At 39.1% G+C, this 23,356-nt stretch carries 16 protein-coding genes and 4 pseudogenes; 14 read left to right on the top strand and 6 right to left on the bottom strand.

The genetic code is table 11. From position 1 onward, the window contains the following. Positions 1–74 precede the first annotated feature (74 nt). Positions 75–3,376: pseudogene (locus IPM34_02130) on the bottom strand (glycosyl hydrolase). A gap of 259 nt (positions 3,377–3,635) precedes the next feature. Here IPM34_02130 and IPM34_02125 point away from each other — a divergent pair. The 5 genes and pseudogenes from IPM34_02125 (at position 3,636) to IPM34_02105 (ending at position 9,881) form a co-directional block, all read left to right on the top strand. Continuing rightward, complete coding sequence (locus IPM34_02125; protein MBK8954336.1) at positions 3,636–4,775, top strand: T9SS type A sorting domain-containing protein; 1,140 nt, start codon at positions 3,636–3,638, stop codon at positions 4,773–4,775. Between the two features lie 1,045 nt (positions 4,776–5,820). Further along, positions 5,821–7,683 (top strand): annotated as a pseudogene (htpG, locus tag IPM34_02120) (molecular chaperone HtpG). A 397-nt stretch (positions 7,684–8,080) separates the two neighbouring features. Further along, positions 8,081–8,779 carry a DUF1003 domain-containing protein gene (locus tag IPM34_02115; protein MBK8954335.1) on the top strand — a complete coding sequence of 233 codons (699 nt, stop codon included), beginning with the start codon at positions 8,081–8,083 and terminating at the stop codon, positions 8,777–8,779. A gap of 167 nt (positions 8,780–8,946) precedes the next feature. Further along, positions 8,947–9,234, top strand: a complete 288-nt coding sequence (locus tag IPM34_02110; GenBank protein MBK8954334.1) for a SprB repeat-containing protein — start codon at positions 8,947–8,949, stop codon at positions 9,232–9,234. 53 nt (positions 9,235–9,287) lie between these two features. After that, entirely contained in the window at positions 9,288–9,881 is a 594-nt protein-coding gene (locus IPM34_02105; protein ID MBK8954333.1) for a hypothetical protein, read from the top strand. A gap of 578 nt (positions 9,882–10,459) precedes the next feature. On the opposite strand, the gene IPM34_02100 is transcribed toward IPM34_02105, so the two are convergent. The 4 genes and pseudogenes from IPM34_02100 to IPM34_02085 all read right to left on the bottom strand — a co-directional run bounded on the left by IPM34_02100 (position 10,460) and on the right by IPM34_02085 (position 14,183). Then, complete coding sequence (locus IPM34_02100; protein ID MBK8954332.1) at positions 10,460–10,993, bottom strand: hypothetical protein; 534 nt, start codon at positions 10,991–10,993, stop codon at positions 10,460–10,462. A gap of 301 nt (positions 10,994–11,294) precedes the next feature. Continuing rightward, complete coding sequence (locus tag IPM34_02095; protein ID MBK8954331.1) at positions 11,295–11,972, bottom strand: DUF4918 family protein; 678 nt, start codon at positions 11,970–11,972, stop codon at positions 11,295–11,297. A 14-nt stretch (positions 11,973–11,986) separates the two neighbouring features. Further along, a pseudogene (gene thrS, locus IPM34_02090) lies at positions 11,987–13,905 on the bottom strand (threonine--tRNA ligase). Positions 13,906–13,979: 74 nt separating this feature from the next. Further along, complete coding sequence (locus tag IPM34_02085) at positions 13,980–14,183, bottom strand: dodecin domain-containing protein (GenBank protein ID MBK8954330.1); 204 nt, start codon at positions 14,181–14,183, stop codon at positions 13,980–13,982. 634 nt (positions 14,184–14,817) lie between these two features. On the opposite strand from IPM34_02085, the gene IPM34_02080 reads away from it, so the two are divergent. The 9 genes and pseudogenes from IPM34_02080 to IPM34_02040 all read left to right on the top strand — a co-directional run bounded on the left by IPM34_02080 (position 14,818) and on the right by IPM34_02040 (position 22,844). Further along, positions 14,818–15,912 carry a tyrosine-type recombinase/integrase gene (locus IPM34_02080; GenBank protein ID MBK8954329.1) on the top strand — a complete coding sequence of 365 codons (1,095 nt, stop codon included), beginning with the start codon at positions 14,818–14,820 and terminating at the stop codon, positions 15,910–15,912. Between the two features lie 100 nt (positions 15,913–16,012). Continuing rightward, positions 16,013–16,645, top strand: a complete 633-nt coding sequence (locus IPM34_02075) for a hypothetical protein (protein ID MBK8954328.1) — start codon at positions 16,013–16,015, stop codon at positions 16,643–16,645. A 309-nt stretch (positions 16,646–16,954) separates the two neighbouring features. After that, on the top strand, positions 16,955–18,517 hold the full coding sequence (locus IPM34_02070; GenBank protein MBK8954327.1) for an IS1182 family transposase: 1,563 nt from the start codon (positions 16,955–16,957) through the stop codon (positions 18,515–18,517). A gap of 98 nt (positions 18,518–18,615) precedes the next feature. After that, positions 18,616–20,010, top strand: a complete 1,395-nt coding sequence (locus tag IPM34_02065) for an AAA family ATPase (protein ID MBK8954326.1) — start codon at positions 18,616–18,618, stop codon at positions 20,008–20,010. A gap of 2 nt (positions 20,011–20,012) precedes the next feature. Further along, a complete protein-coding gene (locus IPM34_02060) occupies positions 20,013–20,633 on the top strand; it encodes a DUF4276 family protein (GenBank protein MBK8954325.1) in 621 nt (206 codons plus the stop codon). A 223-nt stretch (positions 20,634–20,856) separates the two neighbouring features. Then, complete coding sequence (locus tag IPM34_02055; GenBank protein ID MBK8954324.1) at positions 20,857–21,081, top strand: type II toxin-antitoxin system HicB family antitoxin; 225 nt, start codon at positions 20,857–20,859, stop codon at positions 21,079–21,081. Positions 21,082–21,087: 6 nt separating this feature from the next. Next, positions 21,088–21,297 (top strand): annotated as a pseudogene (locus tag IPM34_02050) (type II toxin-antitoxin system HicA family toxin). A 118-nt stretch (positions 21,298–21,415) separates the two neighbouring features. After that, a complete protein-coding gene (locus tag IPM34_02045; protein MBK8954323.1) occupies positions 21,416–22,447 on the top strand; it encodes a hypothetical protein in 1,032 nt (343 codons plus the stop codon). A 52-nt stretch (positions 22,448–22,499) separates the two neighbouring features. Then, the gene (locus IPM34_02040) at positions 22,500–22,844 is read left to right on the top strand and encodes a hypothetical protein (protein MBK8954322.1); all 345 of its coding nucleotides are present in this window, start codon (positions 22,500–22,502) and stop codon (positions 22,842–22,844) included. A 316-nt stretch (positions 22,845–23,160) separates the two neighbouring features. Here the strand turns inward: IPM34_02040 and IPM34_02035 are convergent, their stop codons facing one another. Beyond that, positions 23,161–23,334, bottom strand: a complete 174-nt coding sequence (locus IPM34_02035; GenBank protein ID MBK8954321.1) for a hypothetical protein — start codon at positions 23,332–23,334, stop codon at positions 23,161–23,163. Between the last annotated feature and the right edge of the window lie 22 nt (positions 23,335–23,356).

Raw genomic sequence — 23,356 nt, 5'->3', positions numbered from 1 at the left:
TAGTTTGAAGTCTACGCGACGCTGATCTGGCGCGTAGTCTGAAGACTACGCTACGCTTATCGTATACGCAATTCTTATCTTCCTGGCGGAACAGGTTTTCTTCCGGGTGTATAAGGCACTCCGGCTTTGTCTAAAATGGCTTCGAGTCTTTGGATGCGTTGATCCAAATCCAGTATTTCTGTTTGTACTTTTTGCATTTGTTTGTATGCAACTGCATAAGAATCTTCATAGGTCTTTGTTGGTGCAGAGGTTGTCGACCAAAGTCCGTAAACCAGGTTGCCTACGCGGCCATTGATTGCCGGTGCGGTTTCGAATTCGCGCTTTGCTCGTGTGGCATCGCCATTTAAACTTCTGTTGACATCCAATAAAGCTTTTTGAATCTGCCTCAATTCGCCAGCTGTTTCTGTTTGCAATTGCGGAGCATCTATCAATGCCTGTTTGATATACTTTACTTTTTCATTGAGGTCGTTGCGAAGGGCCTCTGTAGTACTCACCCAAGTTCTCAACGCACCCAGTTTTTTGGAAAAAGCATCCAATGCAAGTTTATCGCTTGCCGGCAGAGTTGCAGCATTCAGTGGGATCAATTCAAATTTTTGTTGCTGGTTCAGATCGGTGTATTTCCCGTCCTCGTATTTAGAAAGACTTGCCGTGTATGTTCCGGGCATTACCAGATATCCGCTTTCCTTTGAACTGAAAACAAAAGATTCATCGAATGATGAAAAATCGATCGGACCAAATGAGGCATACCTGAGATCCCAGCTTATTTTCTGAATTCCTTTTGTAGCGGGCGCTTTTAATTTTCTCACGGTTTCACCCGAAGAATTCTTAATGGTAAACAACAAATGCGGTGCTTCTTCTTCGTCTTCAATTCTCAAAGAATCAAGACTCGGGTATGGAATGTCTTTACCTTGTTTTGCGAGTTCTTTTTCCCTTTCTCTTCGTTTCTCTTTGATTGTTTTAATCCCCTCTTTCACATAGTAACGAAATACGGCCTCCGGTTTTAAATTTTCTGCGGTGTAATAACTTTCTCCCTGAAATCCCTTTCCCCTTACACCCAATGGCACGGATTCAATATACATCCAGGCATTTTTTACAGGAAAAAGCACCATTTCTTTTTCCAGTTCAGTTTTATTGATGTGGCGGAGAGCGTCGTAGTTATCCAACACATAAAATCCTCTTCCAAAAGTTCCAAGTACCAGATCGTTTTCACGTCTTTGAATTTCAATATCTCTTACGGCAATGGTGGGCAGTCCTGATTTTAACTGAATCCATTGTTTTCCTCCGTCGATTGTACAAAACACACCAAACTCCGTCCCCACAAACAACAAGTCTTTTTTGATGTGGTCTTCTGCGATCGAATAAACAGATCCGCGCTCCGGTAAATTGCCCTGAATAGATGTCCACGTTTTTCCTGCATCTGTTGTTTTCAATACATAAGGTTTGAAATCGCCGTATCGGTGATGATTGAAGCACACATAAGCTGTGTTTCTATCGTGACGCGATGCGATGATCTGGTGAACATACGAACGTTCGGGAACACCGGGCAGATTGTCGTATTTGGTCCATTGCGCTCCGCCGTTGGTGGAGATGTAAATCAAACCATCATCGGTGCCTGCCCAAAGTAAGTTTTGATCCAAATTACTTTCGGCAAGTGAAGTCAGATTTCCATAAATATCGGTTGATCCATTTTTAGCAATGGCATCTACACTCCATACCTTGCCCATGAGTTTCCATTGGTTGCGATCTTCCTGTCTGGATAAATCGCCACTGATGGCTTTCCAAGAATTTCCGCGATCGTCGGATCTGAAGATTTTATTAGCAGCAAAATACAAACGTTTGTGATCGAATGCAGAAATCACCAAAGGTGCATCCCAATTCCATCGGTATGCCGCTTCATTTTCCATTTCGGTAGGTTTGATATCTAAAAACTCTCCGGATCTGCGATCGTATCTGACGAGTCCGCCGTATTGAGATTGTGCGTAAATGATATTGGGATCTGTAGGATCCACTTGTGTTTCAAATCCATCACCTATACTGGTGTAGTACCAATCTGAATTGACAATACCGTTGACGCTGGTTGTACGCGAAGGTCCACCAATACTGAAATTATCCTGTGTACCTCCATGAATGTGATAAAATGGAAAAGCATTGTCGGTGGAGACTTTATAAAATTGCGTAACCGGAATATTCGGTTTGAAATGCCAGTTTTGGCCGTCGTCAAATGATTCGTACAATCCGCCATCGCATCCCACCAGCGTATGATCTGTGTTTGCCGGATCGATCCACAATGCATGGTTGTCTATATGTTTACTTTTTTCTCCGAAAATAGAAAAAGTTTTTCCGCCATCTCTGCTGACACCCATATAGGTATTCATGACAAATACTTTTTGTTCGTCAACCGGATCTACATAAATTTTTTGGTAATAATTTCCCGAAGTAGAATAACCACTTCTTTTTTCCCAACTCGCACCGCGATCGATACTTTTATATACTCCGCCTTTTCCTTCACCTGCTTCAACAACTGCGTATAGGATATCGGGATTGGCGGGAAAAAAATTCAGACCAATTCTTCCAATATCGCCAGATGGCATGCCTTTCATAATTTTATTCCAGCTGTTGCCGCCATCGGTACTTTTGTACAAAGCGGATTCAGGTCCACCGCCGATGTATGCAAAAACTTTTCTTTGGCGCTGATGTGCCGCGGCATAAATGATGTCCGGATTTCTCGGATCGATCATCACTTCATTAAAACCTGTATGTTCGCTGACGTTTAGTACTTGTTTCCAGGTTTTACCACCGTCGGTTGTTTTATAAATACCCCTTTCACCACCCGAAGTCCAAAGCGGACCGTATGCAGCTACATAAACGATATCCGGATTGGTAGGATGGATATCGATTCGGCCGATGTGTTCGGAATTTTTCAAACCCATATTTTTCCATGATTTTCCACCGTCTTCGGATTTATAAACACCATCCCCGTAGGCCACGCTTCTTTGGTTATTGTTTTCGCCGGTACCCACCCAGACGACCTTGGGATTCAAAGGATCTAAAATGATGCATCCTATAGAGTAAGATCCTTCATTGTCGAATACCGGTTCAAAGGTGATTCCTCTGTTGTTTGTTTTCCAAACATTACCGGAGGCCACGGCTACATAATACTCTGAGTTATTTTTGGATTGATCGCCAGATCCGACACCCTGCCCGAGGCAATGGCCGGACCCAGGCTTCTGAAACGAAACGCAGAGAACAGACTGGGATCAATAGTATCTTTTACAGCTTTCGATTCTACAGATTTTGACTTTTTTGACTGGCTCCAGACAGGGCTCGCTGTAAGGCCTATAATCATTAAAAAACAAAATAAAATTTTCGTTTTCATTGGATAGATTTGATAAATAATTTTGAACTCGAAAGATAGGCCAAACTGCCCATTTTATAGGCTGTCTAACGAATATTTTTTTAATAAAATCCAAGCCTATTTTGAGCGCGAAACAGGGCATTTAAAAGTAGCCCTGACTTCCTTCTGAAGGAAAATAAAGCGATCTTTTTTATCTTTAAAAATTATTAAATCAACCACTCAAAACGGACGTGGTGCAAAGGGCATTCCGCCTGGTATTTTGAATCATTGAATATATTTTATGGCCAAAATAATATTCGTACTTTTTATTTATTTCTTGTGTTTGCCCTGGCATGGCTCCGTTGCCCAAGTGCAACAATGGGAAACCCTTTGTTTGCTGGATGCAAAGCTGGAAGGCGTATCGGGTATGAGCAGTACCAATGGTGGAATGACATTTTGGATCATGGCAGACAACAACAGTCCGCCGGAAATCTACGAGATCGACCATAATTGTGAAATACTCCGAACGATATATGCAGATGGTGTTAGTAAGAAAGACTGGGAAGATCTGACATCTGATCCACAGGGGAATCTTTATATCGGCGATTTTGGCAATAACAACAATAACAGAAAAGATTTGCGGATTTACCTGCTGCGAAATGTGGATCAACTAACGGTCGATAGTATCAAACCGGAGATTATAAATATTTCCTATGCGGATCAAATCGCTTTTCCACCGGCTGCGGCATTTCGGAATTTCGATATGGAGGCTATGGTCTGGGCAAAGGACAGCCTGCATTTGTTTTCGAAGAACCGTACGGATCCATTTACAGGTTATACGTATCAATATAGTTTTCCAGCACAACCCGGTAACTATGTTTTGAGTCCGGTAGATTCTTTCAAAACCGGAAATGGTCCGATGTTATTTTATTGGATCACGGGTGCTGCTTATTTAGAAAATCCTGCGATGCTGGCCTTGTTGTCACACGACCGCATTTGGTTGTTCGATCAGTTTACCGGTACACAATTTTTCAAAGGACGAAGCCGTGAAATCGTTTTGCCCAATTACACTCAAAAAGAAGCAATTTATATCCAAAATCCAAATACGATTTATCTGAACGATGAATACAATCCCACTTTGAGAATCGGCCGTCAGCTCTATAAAATGGGCGTTTTGCCTACCTTCAGCCAAGAGTTGGAAGATGATGAGCTCCTTGAAATCTGGCCCAATCCGGCCGAAAACGTGCTCAGCATTTTACAAAATTATTTTCAGCCCGGACAAAAGGAAGAATTCAGCATTCTCGATTTAAGCGGCCGCTGCCTGTTGCAATTTACATTGGATCAGGCCAGGGTGAATCTTCCTTTGGGATCTTTGCAAAAAGGATTTTATGTTTTACGCGATGCGCGGGGAAGGTTTAGGAAGTACTTCTGTAAGGTCTAATGAATTTATCGGAAGAACGCTATTGGTTAATGCTAAACTAACATTTGTTCGTTACTGCTCCATGCTAACAAATACAGTTGAGTGTGCGCTTAATGCGGAAAGCTGGAAGCGGAAAGCTAAAAATCTGGTTGATGGAGTTAGTTATCTGGTATTCATGAGATCGAATTCCATATAAATCCGGAGCAGAGAATAATGGTGTGAGGTTTTCATTGCAATAAAATCCTCAAGAATGCGACTGCATGTCAAATGGGAAGCTGGAAAAGAAAAGGTTTTGGGATGGGCAAAAAAAAGAGATCGGTTTATACCCCCCAGCAAACCGATCTCAAAAATTGTCTCGCACCTAATTTCTTGGGTACGCACCCGGTTTCCCGGGCATTATTCATAAAGCATAAACCTTGCCAATTTGCTTAAAAATGCAAAAAAAATTATATATTAATGATGTTGAGAAATTTTTCTTGATTTATATTGCTGATAATCAATTATTTAGGATCATATAGATTCTTATATGCAAAAATATGTCTTTGTGTAAACGTAGTTTGATCCCTCCGGGATCATTGATACAGGAATGATTATATTCTGATTGCTGCTTTAGGTTTTCTATATTTACGTTAACGTAGTTTGATCCCTCCGGGATCATTGATACAGGAATGATTATATTCTGATTGCTGCTTTAGGTTTTCTATATTTACGTTAACGTAGTTTGATCCCTCCGGGATCATTGAGTTTGTTTTTTAAGTTGTTTTGTAGTCTGTGATCTTTTCCGACCATTCCATGGTCGGGGGAAGGTAGATTGATCGCTCCGGGATCATGGAGTTTGTTGCATTAGTTTAAGAATACTTTCTCATGGGTATCGCTTGTTTCATTTAATTCACGAGTTTTTATGATTTGTTTTTTTGATTCGTATCTCTTGGTGAAAGCTATTGACCAGCATAATGCAATTTGTTCGTTATTCAATTGGGTGATTTTTCTGAATTTTCCGCCATTTTGGCAGATTTCCCGGGCTGGCACAGCCTTTGTAAAGACAGGTTTATAAATTCAAAACTTTATGCGCAGCGGTAAAATTTCTGTCCAAACCGAAAACATATTCCCCATTATTAAAAAGTTCCTGTATTCCGAACAGGAAATCTTTCTACGAGAGTTGATCTCAAACGCAGTTGATGCCACCACCAAGCTCAAGACCCTTTCTTCCAAAGGCGAAGCCAAAGGAGAGTTGGGCAATCTGGATATTGAGGTGCTGATCGACAAGGAAGCGAAAACTCTTACGATCCGCGATCGCGGACTGGGGATGGACGAAGAGGAAATGGAAAAATATCTGAATCAGCTTGCTTTTAGCTCGGCAGAAGAATTCATCCAGAAATACCAGGGCGAAGCCAACATCATCGGACATTTCGGATTGGGATTCTATTCCGCATTTATGGTCGCCAAACAAGTAGAAGTCATTTCAAAATCGTACAAAGAAAGCACACCAAGTGCAAAATGGTCTTGCAACGGAGATACTGAATTTACCATCAGTCCTTTTGAAAAAACGGAGCGCGGAACCGACGTAGTCTTACACCTGGCCGATGATTGCCTCGATTATCTCGAGGCTTATAAAATAGAAAGTCTGCTCGATAAATATTGTAAGTTTCTCCCGGTACCTATTGTTTTTGGAACCGATAAAGAAAAAGTCAAAGAAGGCGAAGAAGAAAGAGAAATTGAAAAGCCCCATTACGTAAATAATACGTCTCCGCTTTGGAAGAAAACTCCTGCGGAAATTTCGGACGAAGAGTACAAATCCTTTTTACAACGAACTTTATCCCTACAGCGAAGAACCTTTATTCTGGATCCATCTCAATATCGATTATCCGTTTAACCTGACCGGGATTTTGTATTTTCCTAAAATTAAAAACAACATAGAAATTCAGAAAAACAAAATTCACCTGTATTGCAACCAGGTTTTTGTGACTGATGATGTCAAGGAAATCGTACCCGAATACCTGATGCTCCTGCACGGAGTCATCGACTCGCCCGACATTCCTCTCAATGTATCGAGATCTTATTTACAGGCCGATGCCCATGTGCGCAAAATATCGGGCTACATCACCAAGAAAGTGGCGGAAAAACTCAGCGAGCTGTTTAAAAAAGACCGCAAAGATTTTGAATCCAAATGGAATGACATCAGTACATTTATCAAATATGGATTGATCTCTGACGAAAAATTTGCAGAAAAAGCGCTTCCCACTTCGCTTGTTCAGAATACCGAGAAAGAGTATTACACCATTGATGAATACAAAGAAAAAATTTCGACTCTCCAAAAAGACAAAAACGGAAAACTGATCGTCTTGTACACTCATGATGCCAAAGCGCATTACAGTTACATTCGCAATGCCAGGGAAAACAGTTACGATGTGCTGGTCATGAACAATATACTCGACAATCATTTCATTCAGATGTTGGAAATGAAAGCCGAGCTTCAATTCAAACGCATCGACTCCGATACCATTCATCATTTGATTGAAAAAGAGGATCAGCCGGAATCTGTCTTGTCTGAAGCTGAACAGAAAACCATCGAAGAATTATTTGTCCAATTGCCCGGCAATAAAGCTACTAAAACCTTACTCAAACCACTTTCTCCGGAAGCGGCACCCATTACCATTGTCAAACCCGAGTTCATGCGCCGCATGTCGGAAATGCAGTACATGATGCAGGCCATGAAGAGCGATGGAGAAGAGCATCCCTTTTTAAACCATTATGAATGTGTGGTCAACAGCAATCATCCGGTGATTGCCCAAAAGCTTTTAGCCGTATCAGATGAAACGGAGCGCACAGATCTTGCGGATTATTTATTTAAACTGGCTTTGCTCGATCAGCAAATGTTGCAGGGGAGGCGCTGCATGATTTTGTAAAGAAAAGTCTCGGTAAAATTTGATATGAATAAAACGCTTGGTGAAGGAACAGGAGTGATCGAAGATTCGTCTTTTTGACTTTTTGACTTTTAGGCTTTTTGACTTTTAGACTTTTTGACTTTTTGTCCCGATAAAATATGGAGAATTATTTCTTTATTAAAATATTATGCAATTTTATCGGGATTTAGACTTTTAGACTTTTAGACTTTTAGACTTTTAGACTTTTAGACTTTTAGACTTTTAGGTTAAATAACTTTGACAAATAAAGTTGAGTTTACTTTGCCTTTTTTTTGCCAAAAAGAAACCAGGACTCCAAGAATCAAAAGAATTTTGTGGATGGAGGAATCCGTAGGGATTATTTAAAAGTTGGATTATTACTAGCAGTTTTGCAGATCTTTGTCAGGGATTAGAAATGACCATATGACATCAGATAAATTTAACGAAAAGGAAATACTCAGGAGCAATGACATCAAAGGCAAGGACATCAGAGAAGGTATTTTTAAACTGATCATTTCCGAATATCCGGAGTTCTCAAGAGAAAGCCTGATTTCAATTGAAGAATTGAATAAATACCGCAGGCTATACCTCACTAAACTCGTTGAGCAGGAGAAAGGCGAATTGGCCGCCATTGATCTCGATGTCATGAAAGCCATTCGCGACAATGCCATCCTTTCAGAAAACATTCAGGAAGAAATAGAAGCCCAACTGACTCCGGGACAGAAACTGGCTGATAAGATTGCTGAATTTGGCGGAAGCTGGACCTTTATCGCCAGCTTTTTTACGTTCATGGTCTTATGGGTTTTAATCAATATCTGGATTTTATCTACACGCGCATTTGACCCCTACCCATTTATTTTGCTCAATCTCATCTTATCCTGTCTGGCCGCAATCCAGGCTCCCATCATCATGATGAGTCAGAACCGGCAGGAGCAAAAAGACAGACAAAGAGCCGAACACGATTATAAGATCAATTTGAAAGCCGAACTGGAAATCAAACTGCTCAGCGAAAAAATTGACCATCTCCTGGTTCACCAGAACCAGAAATTATTGGAAATTCAGGCGGTTCAGATCGATTATCTCGAAGACCTGATGAAGCAATTAAAATCCATAAAGGAATAGAGGAAAATTTCTTCGAAAATTTTAAAACAGATTCTTTTTATATTTACATGAGCTCTGAACGGTTTTCAGCCTGACCGTCGGCATGTTCTCATTTCACGTGAATATGTTTGCCTGCCATTGATTTCTCGTTTGGGATTCGATTTACTCACCACATAATATCCCGCCTTATGCATCCAATTAAAATCAAATTATTTCTGCTGGTCGTTTTTCTCATTTCCAATGCGCATTCCTGTGAAGATAAAAAAGACTGCCATTCTTTCAAAGCGCAGATCTCTTACGACGGGGTCGAACTGCTTACGGTACAGTTGACAAACGGCACCGCTCCTTTTACGTACAAATGGTCAAATGGTTTGGGAAGTGGCTCCCTTGCAATTGCACCCGGACCCGGTACCTACAGTGTAACTGCAACGGATTTGAATAAATGCCAGGCAATTGCAGTCTTTACAATACTTTGAGAAGGTTGATAGCAGATATCAAACTTATTCCATTGCGATAAAATCTAAATCAGATGCCAACAGTTCATACTTTTCTTAAAACCATCAGGGTACTTTGTTGTATATCATTTGTATTTGTTCAACATGCCTGTATTGATCCTGTTGACGGAACCGTCATTGACGATCCGCATGAATTTATCACGGTAATTCTTGGAGGAGAATTTGCTGAACAAAATCAGGAAACGGGCGATGTATACATTAATAATGAATTGGTGGGTACTGCCGGTGCCCATTCGGAAGTTGTCAAGAAAAATAATTTGCCTGGAAGTTATTCCATTCGCGTAGAAACCAAAAATATTCCTTCCACCCTGGTAGGCAACTTTACCAAAGAAGAATTTAAAGCCATTCGGTTTGTTGCACCATGCAATGCATCCACAGCCACATTTAAAGCCAGTCTTGAATATTTATTGGACGGAAAAGAATTGTTTGTATCTGTCGATGGTTTGATTTTGTCGTTGCCTCCGGGAGTTCCTGTTACGATTCCAAAATTGACACCCGAGAAAGATAAGGTATTTAATTTTCGGGACAATACCGGTCAACTGAGACATACCATTACGAAAACCATTCCTTACTCCAGCAGTTGGGTTTATGATGTGCCGTATCAATGAGGGGGGAGGCTGGGGAGGCATTTCGAAGTTTCGAAGTTTCGAAGTTTAGGCTTTTTGACCTTTAGACTTTTTGACTTTTTGACTTTTAGGCTTTTTGTCCCGATAAAATATAGAGAATTATTTCTTTACTAAAATATTATGTCATTTTATCGGGATTTCGAAGTTTAGGCTTTTTGACTTTTTGACTTTTTGACTTTTAGGCTTTTTGTCCCGATAAAATATAGAGAATTATTTCTTTACTAAAATAGTATGCAATTTTATCGGGATTTCGAAGTTTCGAAGTTTCGAAGTTTCGAAGTTTAGGCTTTTGACCTTTAGGATTTTAGGCTTTTAGACTTTTTGACTTTTTGTCCCGATAAAATATAGAGAATTATTTCTTTACTAAAATATTATGTCATTTTATCGGGATGGAGGCTTGGAGGCGTGGAGGCTTGGAGGATAAAGAACTAAGATTTTTATTGTTGAGTTTACTTTGCGTATTTTCTGCAACGAAGACTTCAGGACTAGAAACTACAAATAAAAAAGGCCCTCCGATTTGGAGAGCCTTTGATTAAATCTATTTCAGTTTTCCGGGAATATTAATTGCCCATAGCTTTTTGCTTGTACATGTCGTAAGCTGACATTGCAGCAGCTTTTGCTTCTTTTAATTTAGTACTCCAGGCTTCGATTTTAGAAGTGGCGTCCATAGAAGCCGTTTTCAGTTCGTCGATTTGAGCCATAACATCACCTTCCAATTTTCCAGAAGCAAGACCATCTTTCAAACCGGCAAGTTTCTTAGACATTTCTTCCCAGCTGGTAGCAAAAGAAGTTACTTCAGAAGCCAGTCCGCTCATTCCATCTACCTGAGCAGTGAAAGCAGTTTTCAAAGAGTCCAAAGAAGCAGTCATTTCGGGTTTCATTTTTGCAGCCATTTTAGGATCTACCATGAGGCTGTCTTTCAAAGATGCGAGTGAGCTTTGAGCTGCACCGATCATGCTGCCAACTTCAGTTACAGCGGTTGTAGCTTTTTCCCAATCTGCAGAGAGAGCTTCGATGGGAGCGCGGAATTGTTCGACGTTTTTGCAAGCAAAAACAAAAATTACCAAAGAGAGAAATGCGATTAATTTTTTCATTTTAATTTGATTTTATTTTTTTGCGACGTAAAATTAGAACGAACTGATTTTCCAGCTGTTAAGTGGATTTAAGAAATGACAAATGATACGTTAATGAGGGAAGGCTTAAGGCGTCTTAAGACTTAAGGCTTAAGGCTTAAGGCTTAAGGAGGGGAGGATGGAGGATGGAGGATGGAGTATAGAGTAAAGAGTAAGGAGTATAGAGTATGATTAATTAATGAAATAGCTCCCTTCTCCACCTCGGTGGAGAGATGGGCTGGGGATGAGGCCGAAATTGAACAAGCTATATTTTATGATGACATCACAGCTCTAAAGATTTTTGCAGGGTCTCCATATATCTCATGGTAAATTCTTCCAGTTGTTTGCGTTTGTATTGCATGATAAATCTGGGATGCGGCAGCGGTAAGATCCTGGAAAACCATTTTTTCTCATTGTTGAGTTTGCTCAGAAAATCGTAATTTTTTCCTTCACCCAGGCAAATCAGGGTGTGCGTTGTTACAGGAAGTCTGATCAAGTTTTTCATTTGATGAATGATATAATCTTTGATGTGATTTGCAAATGCCGGATCATCGTAGTAATTATAATTTTTTCCATTCTTTGTAAACCCTACCGGTGAAACACTGCTTATAAAAAAGTCTCCGTAAAATTTTTTTACCCCTCCATAGCATTCTATCATGTGATAGATGAATTCTGAAGAAGTTTCATGACTCGAAATGCTCGTTTTTATTTTGCAATGGGACTCCAGTCTCCTGGAATCGGTGAATGGAATTCCCGTCAGACCCGCACCAAATCTTCCGGGATTGATCCCCAATATTGGAATACGTGGGTTTTCATCGTTGTAAAATTTGGTATAAAATTGTTCTACAAGTTGGTGTACTTCGTTATTTTGAAAAGGGTCCAATAATTCAATATCGGACGGCAATGCCGGAAGTTTTTCCCGGATTCCTTCCAAATATTTTAGTATTTGCCCGGAAAGCATGTGCTTGTCTGCTTTTACAACTGCGCTTTTAAATCTTCAATGAAAGCTTGTATTTCAACGGCACCCTGGTCGCCTGCAGCTTGCCGACGGACGGAAATGTTTTTGTTCTCCATTTCTTTTTCTCCGACGATCAGCATGTAGGGAATTTTCAACATTTCCGCATCGCGGATTTTTTTGCCAATCGATTCGACGCGTTTATCCATCGTGCCGCGTAAGCCGGCATCTTCGAGTTGTTGCATGACGGATTGTGCATAATCCAGATACTTATCGCTCACGGGCAAAATGGTGTATTGATCTGGTGCCAGCCACAGCGGGAATTTTCCAGCACAGTGTTCGGTTAAGACGCCGATGAATCTTTCCATCGAACCAAATGGTGCACGGTGGATCATCACCGGTCTGTGTTTGCTGTTATCGGATCCAATGTATTCGAGTTGGAATCTGTCTGGCAGGTTGTAGTCCACCTGAATCGTCCCCAATTGCCAGGACCTGCCGAGAGCATCGCGTACCATGAAGTCGAGTTTGGGTCCATAGAATGCGGCCTCTCCAAGCACCGTAGTGGTTTCCAGGCCTGCTTCTGCGACTGCGTCGATGATGGCTTGCTCTGCTTTGATCCAGTTTTCTTCAGAGCCGATGTATTTTTCTTTGTTTTCCGGATCGCGAAGAGAGATCTGCGCTGTAAAATGTTCAAAGCCCAGTTTGCGTATGACCAGCATGGTGAGATCGAGCACATTCAGAAATTCATCTTTCACCTGATCGGCTGTACAAAATATATGCGCATCGTCCTGCGTAAAAGACCTAACGCGCGTTAGTCCGTGCAATTCACCGCTTTGTTCGTAGCGGTACACCGTTCCGAATTCAGCAATGCGCACCGGGAGTTCGCGATAAGATCGGGGTTTGTGACCAAAGATCTCGCAATGGTGGGGACAATTCATCGGTTTCAATAAAAACTCCTCGCCTTCCCTTGGTGTATTGATGGGTTGAAAAGAATCCTGCCCGTATTTCTCCCAGTGTCCGCTGGTCATATACAGATGCTTATGGCCGATATGCGGAGTGATTACTGGTGTGTAACCCCGTTTGATCTGTTCCGCCTTCAGAAAATCTTCCAGTCTTTGGCGCAAAGCCGTTCCCTTGGGCAGCCAGATGGGTAAACCTGCACCGACCTTTTCGGAAAACATAAACAACTCCAGTTCCTGTCCTAATTTTCGATGGTCTCGTTTTTTGGCTTCCTCGAGCAGCTTCAGGTATTCTTCCAATTCCTTGGCTTTTGGAAAAGTGATGCCATAAACCCGTGTGAGCTGTTTTCTTTTTCATCGCCTCTCCAGTAGGCCCCGGCGAGGCTGGTGAGTTTTACCGCTTTGATAAAACCTGTATGCGGAATGTGTGGGCCTTTACAGAGATCTGTAAAAGCACCTTGTTTGTAAAAAGTGATTTGTCCGTCCTGCAATTCGGAAATCAGTTCGAGTTTGTATTCATCGCCTTTTTCGGTAAAATATTGGATGGCGTCTTTTTTGGATACAAGTTCCCGTTGGTAGCTGCTGTTTTGCCGGGCCAGCTCCATCATTTTTTTCTCAACCGCTTCGAGGTCTGTTGCTGAAAGTGTAATTGAGCCCGTATCGATATCGTAATAGAAACCATTTTCGATGGGAGGACCGATGCCAAATTTTATACCAGGATAGAGAGATTCCAGGGCTTCTGCCATGAGATGGGCGGAGCTGTGCCAAAACGTCGATTTTCCTTCCTGGTCTGTCCATGTGAGCAATTGCAGACTGGCATTTTGGTTGATGGGTCTGGAAGCATCGACGACTTCGCCGTTGACTTTAGCGGCCAGCACATTTCTGGCAAGTCCCTCGCTGATAGACAAAGCAACGTCCATAGAGCTGACACCGGAAGGATATTCCTGTTCCCTTCCATCGGGAAAACGGATTTTAATCATTTGCATAGGAGCAAAGGTAAGGGTACATCCAAAAACCCCTGTTACTTCCTTGTGAATAAAGTTACAGTAGGCCCTTATTTTTCCAATTCGAAGGTAAGTTTGAGGGTTACTCTGTATTCTTTTATTTTTCCTTTATCGATGGAAACCGATTGATCCTGGACCCATGCCGATTTGATATTTTTTAAGGTTTTGGCTGCTTTGGCCACGCCCAGATCTGCGGCATCCTGCCAGGATTTTTTAGAAGAAGACATGATTTCGATGACTTTCAGTACGCTCATGATGGTAAAAATTTAAGTGATGAAATTGATAAAGTGATTCTTAATAAACTGAGAAATTCAGGAAAAGTTGCTGTCCTGAATTCAGTTCTAAGGAAAAAACACCTAACGAGAAAATTATTTAAAATCCGACAGTTATGCATTAAGCCTTTCATTTATAAATATCTGTTTGGTATAGATAGCAATACACTTTAAAGCAAATAAAATCTGAATGAGAAATATTTCGCAGACAACGGCAGGATTCATAAATGAATATCCATCAAAAATTGCTTTCATATTTCTGAGTACGGACCTGGCAAGTTATATCCCAGGCAGCCCTTATGGGAAGTGAATCGCTGGTCCCTGCACAACTCTCTGCACAATTAAAATATTTCAAGGCCTTATACATTCAAAATTTAAATTTCACTAAATTTGAGCTGGCCAACCGACTTCGAAAATCATCGGATCTAACATCTGTAAGTGGCAGGTCAACAGGCGGGCCATTTTTTATTTGACTAATGGAAGTCGGCAGCACCCTAAAATTTATACCCGTCCGTTCATTAATATGGGACCGGGTACGGCGAAGCCGTATAAAAACTGAAGGCTATACAAACAACTCCATGGTGTGCATGGAACTCCGACACTAAAACACCCTACTATGAAAATAATTTGCTTTAATCTTCTAATTGAAGGTCAGGAACGAATCGCTTTGCGGCCAGATCATTTTGATAAATCCTGCAATGATCTTATTCGCAAAATCGGGCAAGCAAGATGGAGCCCGATAGAACGATGTTGGCATATCCCTAAACTGCCGGAATATTGGAGTCGATGTAAAAGATTGTTAAGAGACCATGAGCTGATAATATATAAAGGCGATAACGAACAAAAAAAAGAGGAACCCCTCACAGAAGCCCTACAAGCTTGTTGGGATAAGATGTATACAACTTTGATGGTAAAACGGTATAGCCTAAACACGGTTAAGAGCTATAGTCATTGCTTCCATTATTTTCTCCGAGCTTGTAAGGATAAACATCCTGATCTATGGGAATTACCTGATCTGAAATGCTGGTTACGTTCTGAACTTGAAAAGCATAAATGGTCTGAATCTCACCAAAATTCAATGGTAAATGCTATCAAGTTTTATTTTGAAAAATGCCTGGGAATGGAAAAAGAATTTTGGGAAATAAGACCTCGAAAAGCCAAGAAACTTCCAGGCACACTGAGCAGGGAAGACATAACAGCAATGATAAATGAAACAGAAAATTTAAAGCACAGAACCATATTGGCGCTCATCTATTCTTGTGGTCTTAGAATCAGTGAAGCTATTAAATTAAGAAAAAGGGAAATCGATTTTGATTCCAGGCGTATATTTATCGTGGCTGCCAAGGTCAAGAAGGATAGGTATGTAAGCTTGAGTCAAAAGATCCAAAGTCTCTTAACTGAATATATAAATGAGTATAAGTGTGATTATTGGTTATTTGAAGGTCAAAGTGGCGGCCAATACAGTGCCAGAAGCATCCAAATGATGTTTCATCGCCAATTGGAAAAAGCCGGAGTGGAAGCCTATGCGACCGTACATACGTTGAGGCATTCCTTTGCAACACATTTGCAGGAAAGTGGTGTTGACCTTCGGTTTATACAAAAGGTGCTGGGGCACGAGTCTATTAAAACGACAGAGATATATACACATATTACGCATATGGATTATAGGAAAGTTAAGAACCCATTAGATGACATGGATATTCGCTTTTAATACGCACATAGGATATTTAACGCAATATTGCGTAAATAAAGATGTTACTAGCATTTTTAATAAAATAACATTTATAATTAAAAATTTTAAATTCAATTTTATGAAAAAATTCAAAAACTTAAAATTTATTTACTTTCTAATTCTTTTAATTTTCCTTTCAAGTTGCAACAAAGATCTATCAAGGGAGAATGCAAAAGAGCTTATTCTTAGTAAATGCCAATACCCCTTGTATAAATGGATAAGTTTTCCATCTGAAGAGAATGCCGGTTTAGAAGTTGTAGTAGAAGATCCAAATAATAATACAACTACAATTGAAAACGAACCCTTTGATAAACCAGAATGGTTGGCTTCACTTGAAAAGGAAGGATTGATTAAGTTATCATTGAGTAAAGAAAAGAAGTTAGTGGAAGAGGATAGAAGTTGGTATTGGAATCCTAAGCCTCGTATTAGATCTACCTTTGTATGCAAATGGGTAGTAAACTTTACCGATGAAGGTATGAAGTATACTGCTGAAGATACAGATGATGTAATTGCTGCCACGTACCAATTTAATGAAATAATTGGAATAATAAAGGTAGATGATACTCATTCAAAAGTTGACTTTGCCGTCTGGAAAAAAGATATAACTCCTTTTGGACGATTAAGAAATATAACAGAAGAGTTGATTAATCGCTCCGTAATAATCGAAAACTATGATGATGGCTGGCGAATTAACGAAATTTTATGTGAATGATTATAGATGACTTAGTGTAATCCTTATGAGGTAAAAGTTAATTCATAAATTTAATTTGAAATAGTATTCCTAATAATTGATTATTAAAACTGCTAGTAACAACACCTACAAGAAATTGGCGGTCGTACAGTGCTTAAATTAAGTGTTTACTTCGTTCCAAGTTCATTGAAAGTAGTCAGGTTTCGTCATCGAAATCGCCAACTTCTTGTAGCTGCGAACCGTCAATCTGTCTAAAAACTCAATCAAAATTGTTGAATACTTCTTGTAAAGGATAAGATATAATTCGTTTCTATTTACTATTTTTATAGTATGAGATACATACAAGGAGCAGATCGTTGTCAAGTCTTCTTATTTTCAGAAAATCTGGATCAGATCGTAAGTCTTGACAATGAAGTCAGGTTGATAGACCTGTTTGTGGAAAGCATTAAAATGGATGATTTTCATTTTAAAATGCATCACAACACTGAAGGGCGTCCGCCTTACGACCCCAAGGACCTGCTTAAACTTTTTATTTATGGCTACCTGAATAGCATTCGTTCTTCTCGAGTGTTGGAAAAGGAATGTAAGCGAAACGTAGAAGTAATGTGGCTGCTCAAACAGCTTAATCCCGATCACAACACCATCAGTAACTTCAGGCGTGATAATGAAAAAGCCATACGCAAAGTTTTTCGTTACACGGTAAGTATTGCAAAAGAGTTTGAACTCATCGGTGGAAAACTCATCGCTGGAGACAGCACCAAGTTTCGAGCCCAGAACAGTAAGAAAAACAATTTCAATCAAAAGAAAATAACTCAACACCTCGAGTACATTGACAATAAACTAAGTCAATACACCAGAGAACTTGCCAATTCAGATGAAGACAACAAGGAATTGATTCAGTCTCACATAGAAAAACACAACAGCAGAAAGCAGTTTTATCACGAACTCTCTGTTCAATTGGAGCAAAGCGGAGAAGTGCAGATATCCACATCAGATCCCGACAGCCGACAGCTCATTACCCGCAACAACATTACCGAAGTAGCCTACAATGTTCAGACTACCGTCGACGATCAAAACAAACTTGTCCTGGATTATAAAGTAAGCAACAGCAATGACAGTAAAGCCATGGGCGGAATGTTGCGGAGGGCACAAGTCGTATTACAAAGCAATGAATTTACAGCCCTGTACGACAAAGGTTATCACACCGGCAGTGAACTCAAAACGGCCATTGATCGGAACATTGAAGTGATGGTAGCCATTCCTGATGTTTCATCGGCATCCATGGCTCCCAATCCGGCCTATAATGTTTCTCAATTTATTTATGATACAGAAAGCCACTCTTATACCTGTCCTCAGGGACAACTATTGACTACTAATGGCCATTGGTACAAAAAAGACCGCAATGCTCCCGGAAGAAAAAAGAATGCAGCCATACGGGTCCAACATTTTAAGACCGCAGCTTGTAAGCAATGCCCACTAATTAATTCCTGTACGAAGAACACCCGAGGAAGAGGTCGTGTAATTGAACGAACTGAGTATCAAAATTACGTTGATCAAAATAAGAAAAACATTGAATCCAAGCCAGAGATATACAAGAAACGACAAGCCATTATCGAACATACTTACGGTATCATCAAACGCCAATGGGGTTTTTATTACATCACTACAAAACGAGGTATAAAACGTGCAAGTGCCGATGTTGGACTGATGTTCACAGCCTTTAACCTGCGAAGATTATTCAACATTCTCGATAAAAATGAGCTCAAAGTGTTCCTCAGGGCACTTGCAATTAAATTAATTGCCTGGAAAACGTCTTTTAAGCTCCTAGGAAGCTGCATTTTTATTGCCCCAAAACTTTCTTGCTCAAAGACATCAAATAATATCATCCAGTAAAACATGTATATGGCTTTAATAGGCCATCATTTCTTAACTTTGGCATATGTTCTTTAGTTATTAGACGGACTGCCGTTAGGCGGCATTAAACAGACATTATGATAACAGACATCAAAATACTTAACTTCAGAAGTATCCAAGATGACACTATACATCTTGAACCTTTAACGATAATAGTTGGAGCAAATTCTACAGGAAAAAGTAATCTTATTAAATGTTTAGATTTTATATCGGATATAGTCCAATTTGGTATTCATGACGCAGTTTATAAACGTGGAGGGTTTAATGAAATTCTGCCTAAGAAGCTGAAAAAGTTAGCTGGCCTTGAAATTTATTTCAAGATAAATATTGAATTAGATGCTCCTAGTAATTGGCCGCCGGAATTCGGGAAATTAATAGCAAACTACGAGCTGGGTATTGAGCAATTAAGAAATGGAAAACTAAAAATAAAAAGAGAGTCATTAGAACTTAATTCAATTACGCTTTTGGCTCATTTCTTACAAAAAAGGTGGAATTCAAAAGAAAACAAAGAGAAGATAGACATAAAATTTTCCAAGCTTGAGGCATATCAAAAATCATTTCTTCGAATATTTCGAATAAAGTTGAATAAGTTGGGAGTAGAAACGAATATCAATTTTGAAAATGAAGAGTACGACCTTTTCATTAACTGGATTGGATTAAAAGGAATATTTGACCGTCAAAAAGATGATAAAGAAAATATCCTATTTAAAAAAATACTTACCAATTTAATAAACGCAGTTCGTCCCGGCGGCAAAAATGAAGAATTGCCAATTCTATCATTAGACAGAGTATTGTTTGGAATTAGTCCACATCTTCGTAAGTTAGTTAAAGAGCTTGACTCGATAAGTAGATATGATCTTTTTATAAATGAACTCAGACAAGAGCAAGTTATTTCAAATTCTGATAAAGTATCAATAACAGGGGATAACATTCCATCAGTTGTAAAATCGTTTGTGAATGATCAAAAAGAAGCATGGGAAAGAATCTCCAGAACAATGTCGAATATTTCTCCCTATTTCCAAGCTGTACATTCAAAAAGTTTAAGGGCAGGTAAGGAGTATTTAGTTTTCGAAGAAGTCTTTAATGGAAGACCAATTGAATCTTGGGAAGCTTCTGATGGAACACTTAGAGCTTTAGCTATTCTACTTTGCATTGAATCTCATAAAGAAGGCTCAACAATTTTAATTGAAGAACCAGAACACGGATTGCATCCTTGGGCAGTTAAAGACCTTATGAAACACATAAAAGAAACGATAACCTTAAAGGATATTCAATTAATTATAACAACCCACTCACAACAGGTACTGGAATGTATTGAATTCAATGAAGTATTAATAACTGAAAGAGATGAAGAAGGAACGGTTTATACGACGATTCCGAAGATTGTGCCAAATTATGATAAAATAACTATGGGAGAAATTGGGGAATTGTGGACTAAAGGATTATTGAAAGGAGTACCAACAAGCTTTTAATTATGAGACCAAGACTCGGATTTATTGTAGAAGGGCATTGTGAATACGACTCCATCCCGTCAATCGTTTCGAAAATTGAAGGTCATTTTAACTACCCTATGGTTAATGCACAAAGCATTGGTAATATCATAAAGCATACAGACAAGTTACTACTTGACATAGTTAAAACTTATTCACCGGAAAAGATCATTATTAGTCTAGACTATCGAGATGCTTTACGTCAAGGAATTGTCGATAATTGTATTAAATTAAAAGAAATTGTGACAACTAATGCCAAAGATTTTATAGAGTCGCAAGTGAATGGAACTTTGACTTTGCCAAATGAGATTGTTGTTGTTATAGCAGACAAAACGTATGATTCTTGGATTTGTGCAGACTATGAAAACTTAAAAACAAATGAGTTATTTGACGCTTCAAAAATTACCGAAGAATATACCAATGTAGATGAAGAAATTGAAAGTCCTTGTACCTGGTTACAATCAAAGCTTAAACAAAAAGTTGACCTCAAATCACGAGCATATAGAAAAAAGGTTGTAAAGACACTAAGACCTGATGTTGCAGTTCAAAAATCAAGATCATTCAGAAAATTTCATAAAGAAGTTTGCAATCTTAACGCCGCCTAACATTGATATTGCCAATAGTGAGGCTCGACGTTGGAGCAATCAGCAGCAGTAATTCTATTGTGCTGTGGTTCGGGCTCGACGAATAAAGCCCAGCATTAATTCTTAATATTTAACTTTATGAAAAAGCCAAGTAGCAGTTCCGGGCGGACGGAATTCAATTTCCCCACCATCGCCAATACCTGCTCGTTATGGGAGATATCATAAAATACATTAAATTTGCTTTATGGACAGAAAAATAGAATTAACAGCAGTAATAGAAAAGGAAGATAATATGTACATTTCTTTCTGCCCGGAATTAGATATTGCTAGTCAAGGTGATACTCCGGATGAGGCCAAATCAAATCTGGTTGAAGCTCTTGAATTATTTTATGAGACAGCCTCCGAAACTGAAATATCTAGAAGATTACACAACGAGTTGCAAATTTCAAGAGTTACAGTTACCATCTAATTTTGAATGAGAATACTATCCGGCAAGGACATCTGTTTAATATTGTCAAAGCATGGATTTATAAAAGTGAGACAAAAAGGAAGTCATGTAATAATGCAATAATCTATGGAAAATTTTACGATAACAGTTCCTGTACCGATGCATAAAGAAATTAAAATTGGAACTTTGCATTCAATAATAAGACAATCAGAACTTACTAAGCGGGACTTTGAATGATACCTCCCATAACACAGTGCTTACTCAATGCCGGTTCTCATTTTCATAGAAAGTATTGGGTATTTAATCCGGCACTAAGTAAGAACCCAACCGTTCTGTGCAAAAACTAGTAAAATTCATGCGAATAATAAAAACAGTAATTTGTTTTTTGATTGCCATTACTACTCACTGTCAGGATGTGGTTGAAATCGAACGACTTTTTCAGGAAGGTGACTTCGGAAAAGTAGTTGAAGTAGGCTCACATATACTTGAAATCAATAGCGAAGACCTTACTGTATGTCATTTAGTAGGTAGGGCGTTGACGGAACTCAAAGAGTTTAAGAGGGCTGAACCTTTGTTGGAAAAGGCAACTACCAAATCAGCACCAGACTGGATGAAGTCATGGAGTTTTGGATACCTTGGCATATGTAATTATGCGATTGGTGATTTAAATAAATCTAAAAGAAATTTTGAAAAGGTAATTAAATTAAATGCGACAAAAAACTCAACGAAATTTGCAGAAAAGAGGTTGAAATTGATACAGATGATTGAATACGCCAAAGATTGGGAAGTAGTTGAGACAGAAAATATCATATTTCATGTACAGCCTAATCACCAAATTGAAGAACTCAGTAAATATTGTTTTGTAAGGGAGAATGCATTCAAAGAGAACAATTCTTTTTTCAAGGCAACCCTGTATAAAAAAATTGATTTTTATGTGTGGAGCAACCCCGAAGAAGGGAAAAGCGTTTTAGGAGAAGAAATCGGCTTTGCAAATTCCGATTTATGCCTAATTAACTCAAAAACAAACCAAACAATAGGGCATGAAATCACCCATATACTTTGTGACTATGGAATAAAGCCGAATAAGAAAAACCGAATTATTAATGAAGGTGTAGCAGTTGCTTTTGATTTAACAAATAGGAATCGCTTGGAAATAGCAAAATCTATAAACCAAGGCAATTTTTCCATCAAAGACTTAATGAACGAACCCTTCAAATATCCTGATAGTGTTGTTTATCCAATTGGAGGGGCATTAATTGAATTTTTAATGGCAAAGAAAGATAAGGATTTGATTAAAAGATTGCTCAAAGAGCAGACTTATGATGTTTTAATAGAGACTTATGGAATAGAAATCATTGAAGAATTTGACCAAATAATTAAGAACTAAAATATCCACAGAACAAAGGCGCAAGCCAAGCGATCTTTTAAATGAATAATAAATGGTTGAAATAACAACAGTGAATAGTCATTTCAGTATTACACTAAAGGGATTTTATAAATTCTTTGCATTTAAAAGTGAAATAAATATATTAAAACGGAATATTGTCAATGTTTACCAAAGCGATAAAGAATTATCTGGTTGGATAGGCTGGCGATCGCTTGGAACAAGTATACCGTTTTTCTTTAATGTGGGTACATTTTGCAAAAATGGAAAAAAGAACTTTTGGTATGTTTTTGATAAATCCAAAGCAATAATCATAGAATTAGAAAATGAGGATTATGATAAGCTAATTATTGAAGTTGAGAATCCTCAAGAAGCTATAAAGTTCCTACTTGATAAATAATGCCTGCGCCTAACATGGCATACACTCATTCCCGCCAACAGACTTTAATCATTCTCTTTTGAATTTTTTCGTTTAATAAAATTTAATGTTTTATTTTTGGCTTCCGGCACGTGGCGGGAATGCGTGTATGCCAAAACCGTTGGCAGCAAGCGTAAAACGACACGACACAGCAGACATTGACCGAGTGATAACAGGAAAAAGAGAAACAAATTTTGACAGGTGAACACAGACATACAGATCATATTGCAAACGGACAACGAGTAAGCCTCCCGATAGCTATCGGGAACTCATTGCCGACCCTTCTGTATTTTTTATTTTACCCACCGCACATTTTTTTTAATTCAATTTTATGCCGACCCGCAAACGGCACATTGGCTTTTGCCTCAACCGCACAAGCCAACCCTTCAGGCAAAAGCCAATGTGCCGTTTCAGCCATCGCACTGACAGAGCATTCGGACAACAAAACAGATTTTTTACGTATTTTGACCAAATATAAATTTTAGAATATAAAA

Source organism: Saprospiraceae bacterium (genome assembly GCA_016716185.1).
Classification (GTDB): domain Bacteria; phylum Bacteroidota; class Bacteroidia; order Chitinophagales; family Saprospiraceae; genus Vicinibacter.
Note: the sequence above shows the minus strand (reverse complement) of the source record. Positions and strands in the feature narration are given on the sequence as shown.

Excerpts from the sequence above, each read along its gene's own strand:
- IPM34_02100 (MBK8954332.1), bottom strand. The coding sequence starts at position 10,993 with ATGAAAAAATTAATCGCATTTCTCTCTTTGGTAATTTTTGTTTTTGCT.
- IPM34_02045 (MBK8954323.1), top strand. The coding sequence starts at position 21,416 with ATGCGAATAATAAAAACAGTAATTTGTTTTTTGATTGCCATTACTACT.
- IPM34_02075 (MBK8954328.1), top strand. The coding sequence starts at position 16,013 with ATGAAAAAATTCAAAAACTTAAAATTTATTTACTTTCTAATTCTTTTA.
- IPM34_02040 (MBK8954322.1), top strand. The coding sequence starts at position 22,500 with ATGGTTGAAATAACAACAGTGAATAGTCATTTCAGTATTACACTAAAG.
- IPM34_02125 (MBK8954336.1), top strand. The coding sequence starts at position 3,636 with ATGGCCAAAATAATATTCGTACTTTTTATTTATTTCTTGTGTTTGCCC.
- IPM34_02055 (MBK8954324.1), top strand. The coding sequence starts at position 20,857 with ATGGACAGAAAAATAGAATTAACAGCAGTAATAGAAAAGGAAGATAAT.
- IPM34_02105 (MBK8954333.1), top strand. The coding sequence starts at position 9,288 with ATGCCAACAGTTCATACTTTTCTTAAAACCATCAGGGTACTTTGTTGT.
- IPM34_02115 (MBK8954335.1), top strand. The coding sequence starts at position 8,081 with ATGACATCAGATAAATTTAACGAAAAGGAAATACTCAGGAGCAATGAC.
- IPM34_02110 (MBK8954334.1), top strand. The coding sequence starts at position 8,947 with ATGCATCCAATTAAAATCAAATTATTTCTGCTGGTCGTTTTTCTCATT.
- IPM34_02095 (MBK8954331.1), bottom strand. The coding sequence starts at position 11,972 with ATGCTTTCCGGGCAAATACTAAAATATTTGGAAGGAATCCGGGAAAAA.
- IPM34_02070 (MBK8954327.1), top strand. The coding sequence starts at position 16,955 with ATGAGATACATACAAGGAGCAGATCGTTGTCAAGTCTTCTTATTTTCA.
- IPM34_02085 (MBK8954330.1), bottom strand. The coding sequence starts at position 14,183 with ATGAGCGTACTGAAAGTCATCGAAATCATGTCTTCTTCTAAAAAATCC.
- IPM34_02080 (MBK8954329.1), top strand. The coding sequence starts at position 14,818 with ATGAAAATAATTTGCTTTAATCTTCTAATTGAAGGTCAGGAACGAATC.
- IPM34_02060 (MBK8954325.1), top strand. The coding sequence starts at position 20,013 with ATGAGACCAAGACTCGGATTTATTGTAGAAGGGCATTGTGAATACGAC.
- IPM34_02065 (MBK8954326.1), top strand. The coding sequence starts at position 18,616 with ATGATAACAGACATCAAAATACTTAACTTCAGAAGTATCCAAGATGAC.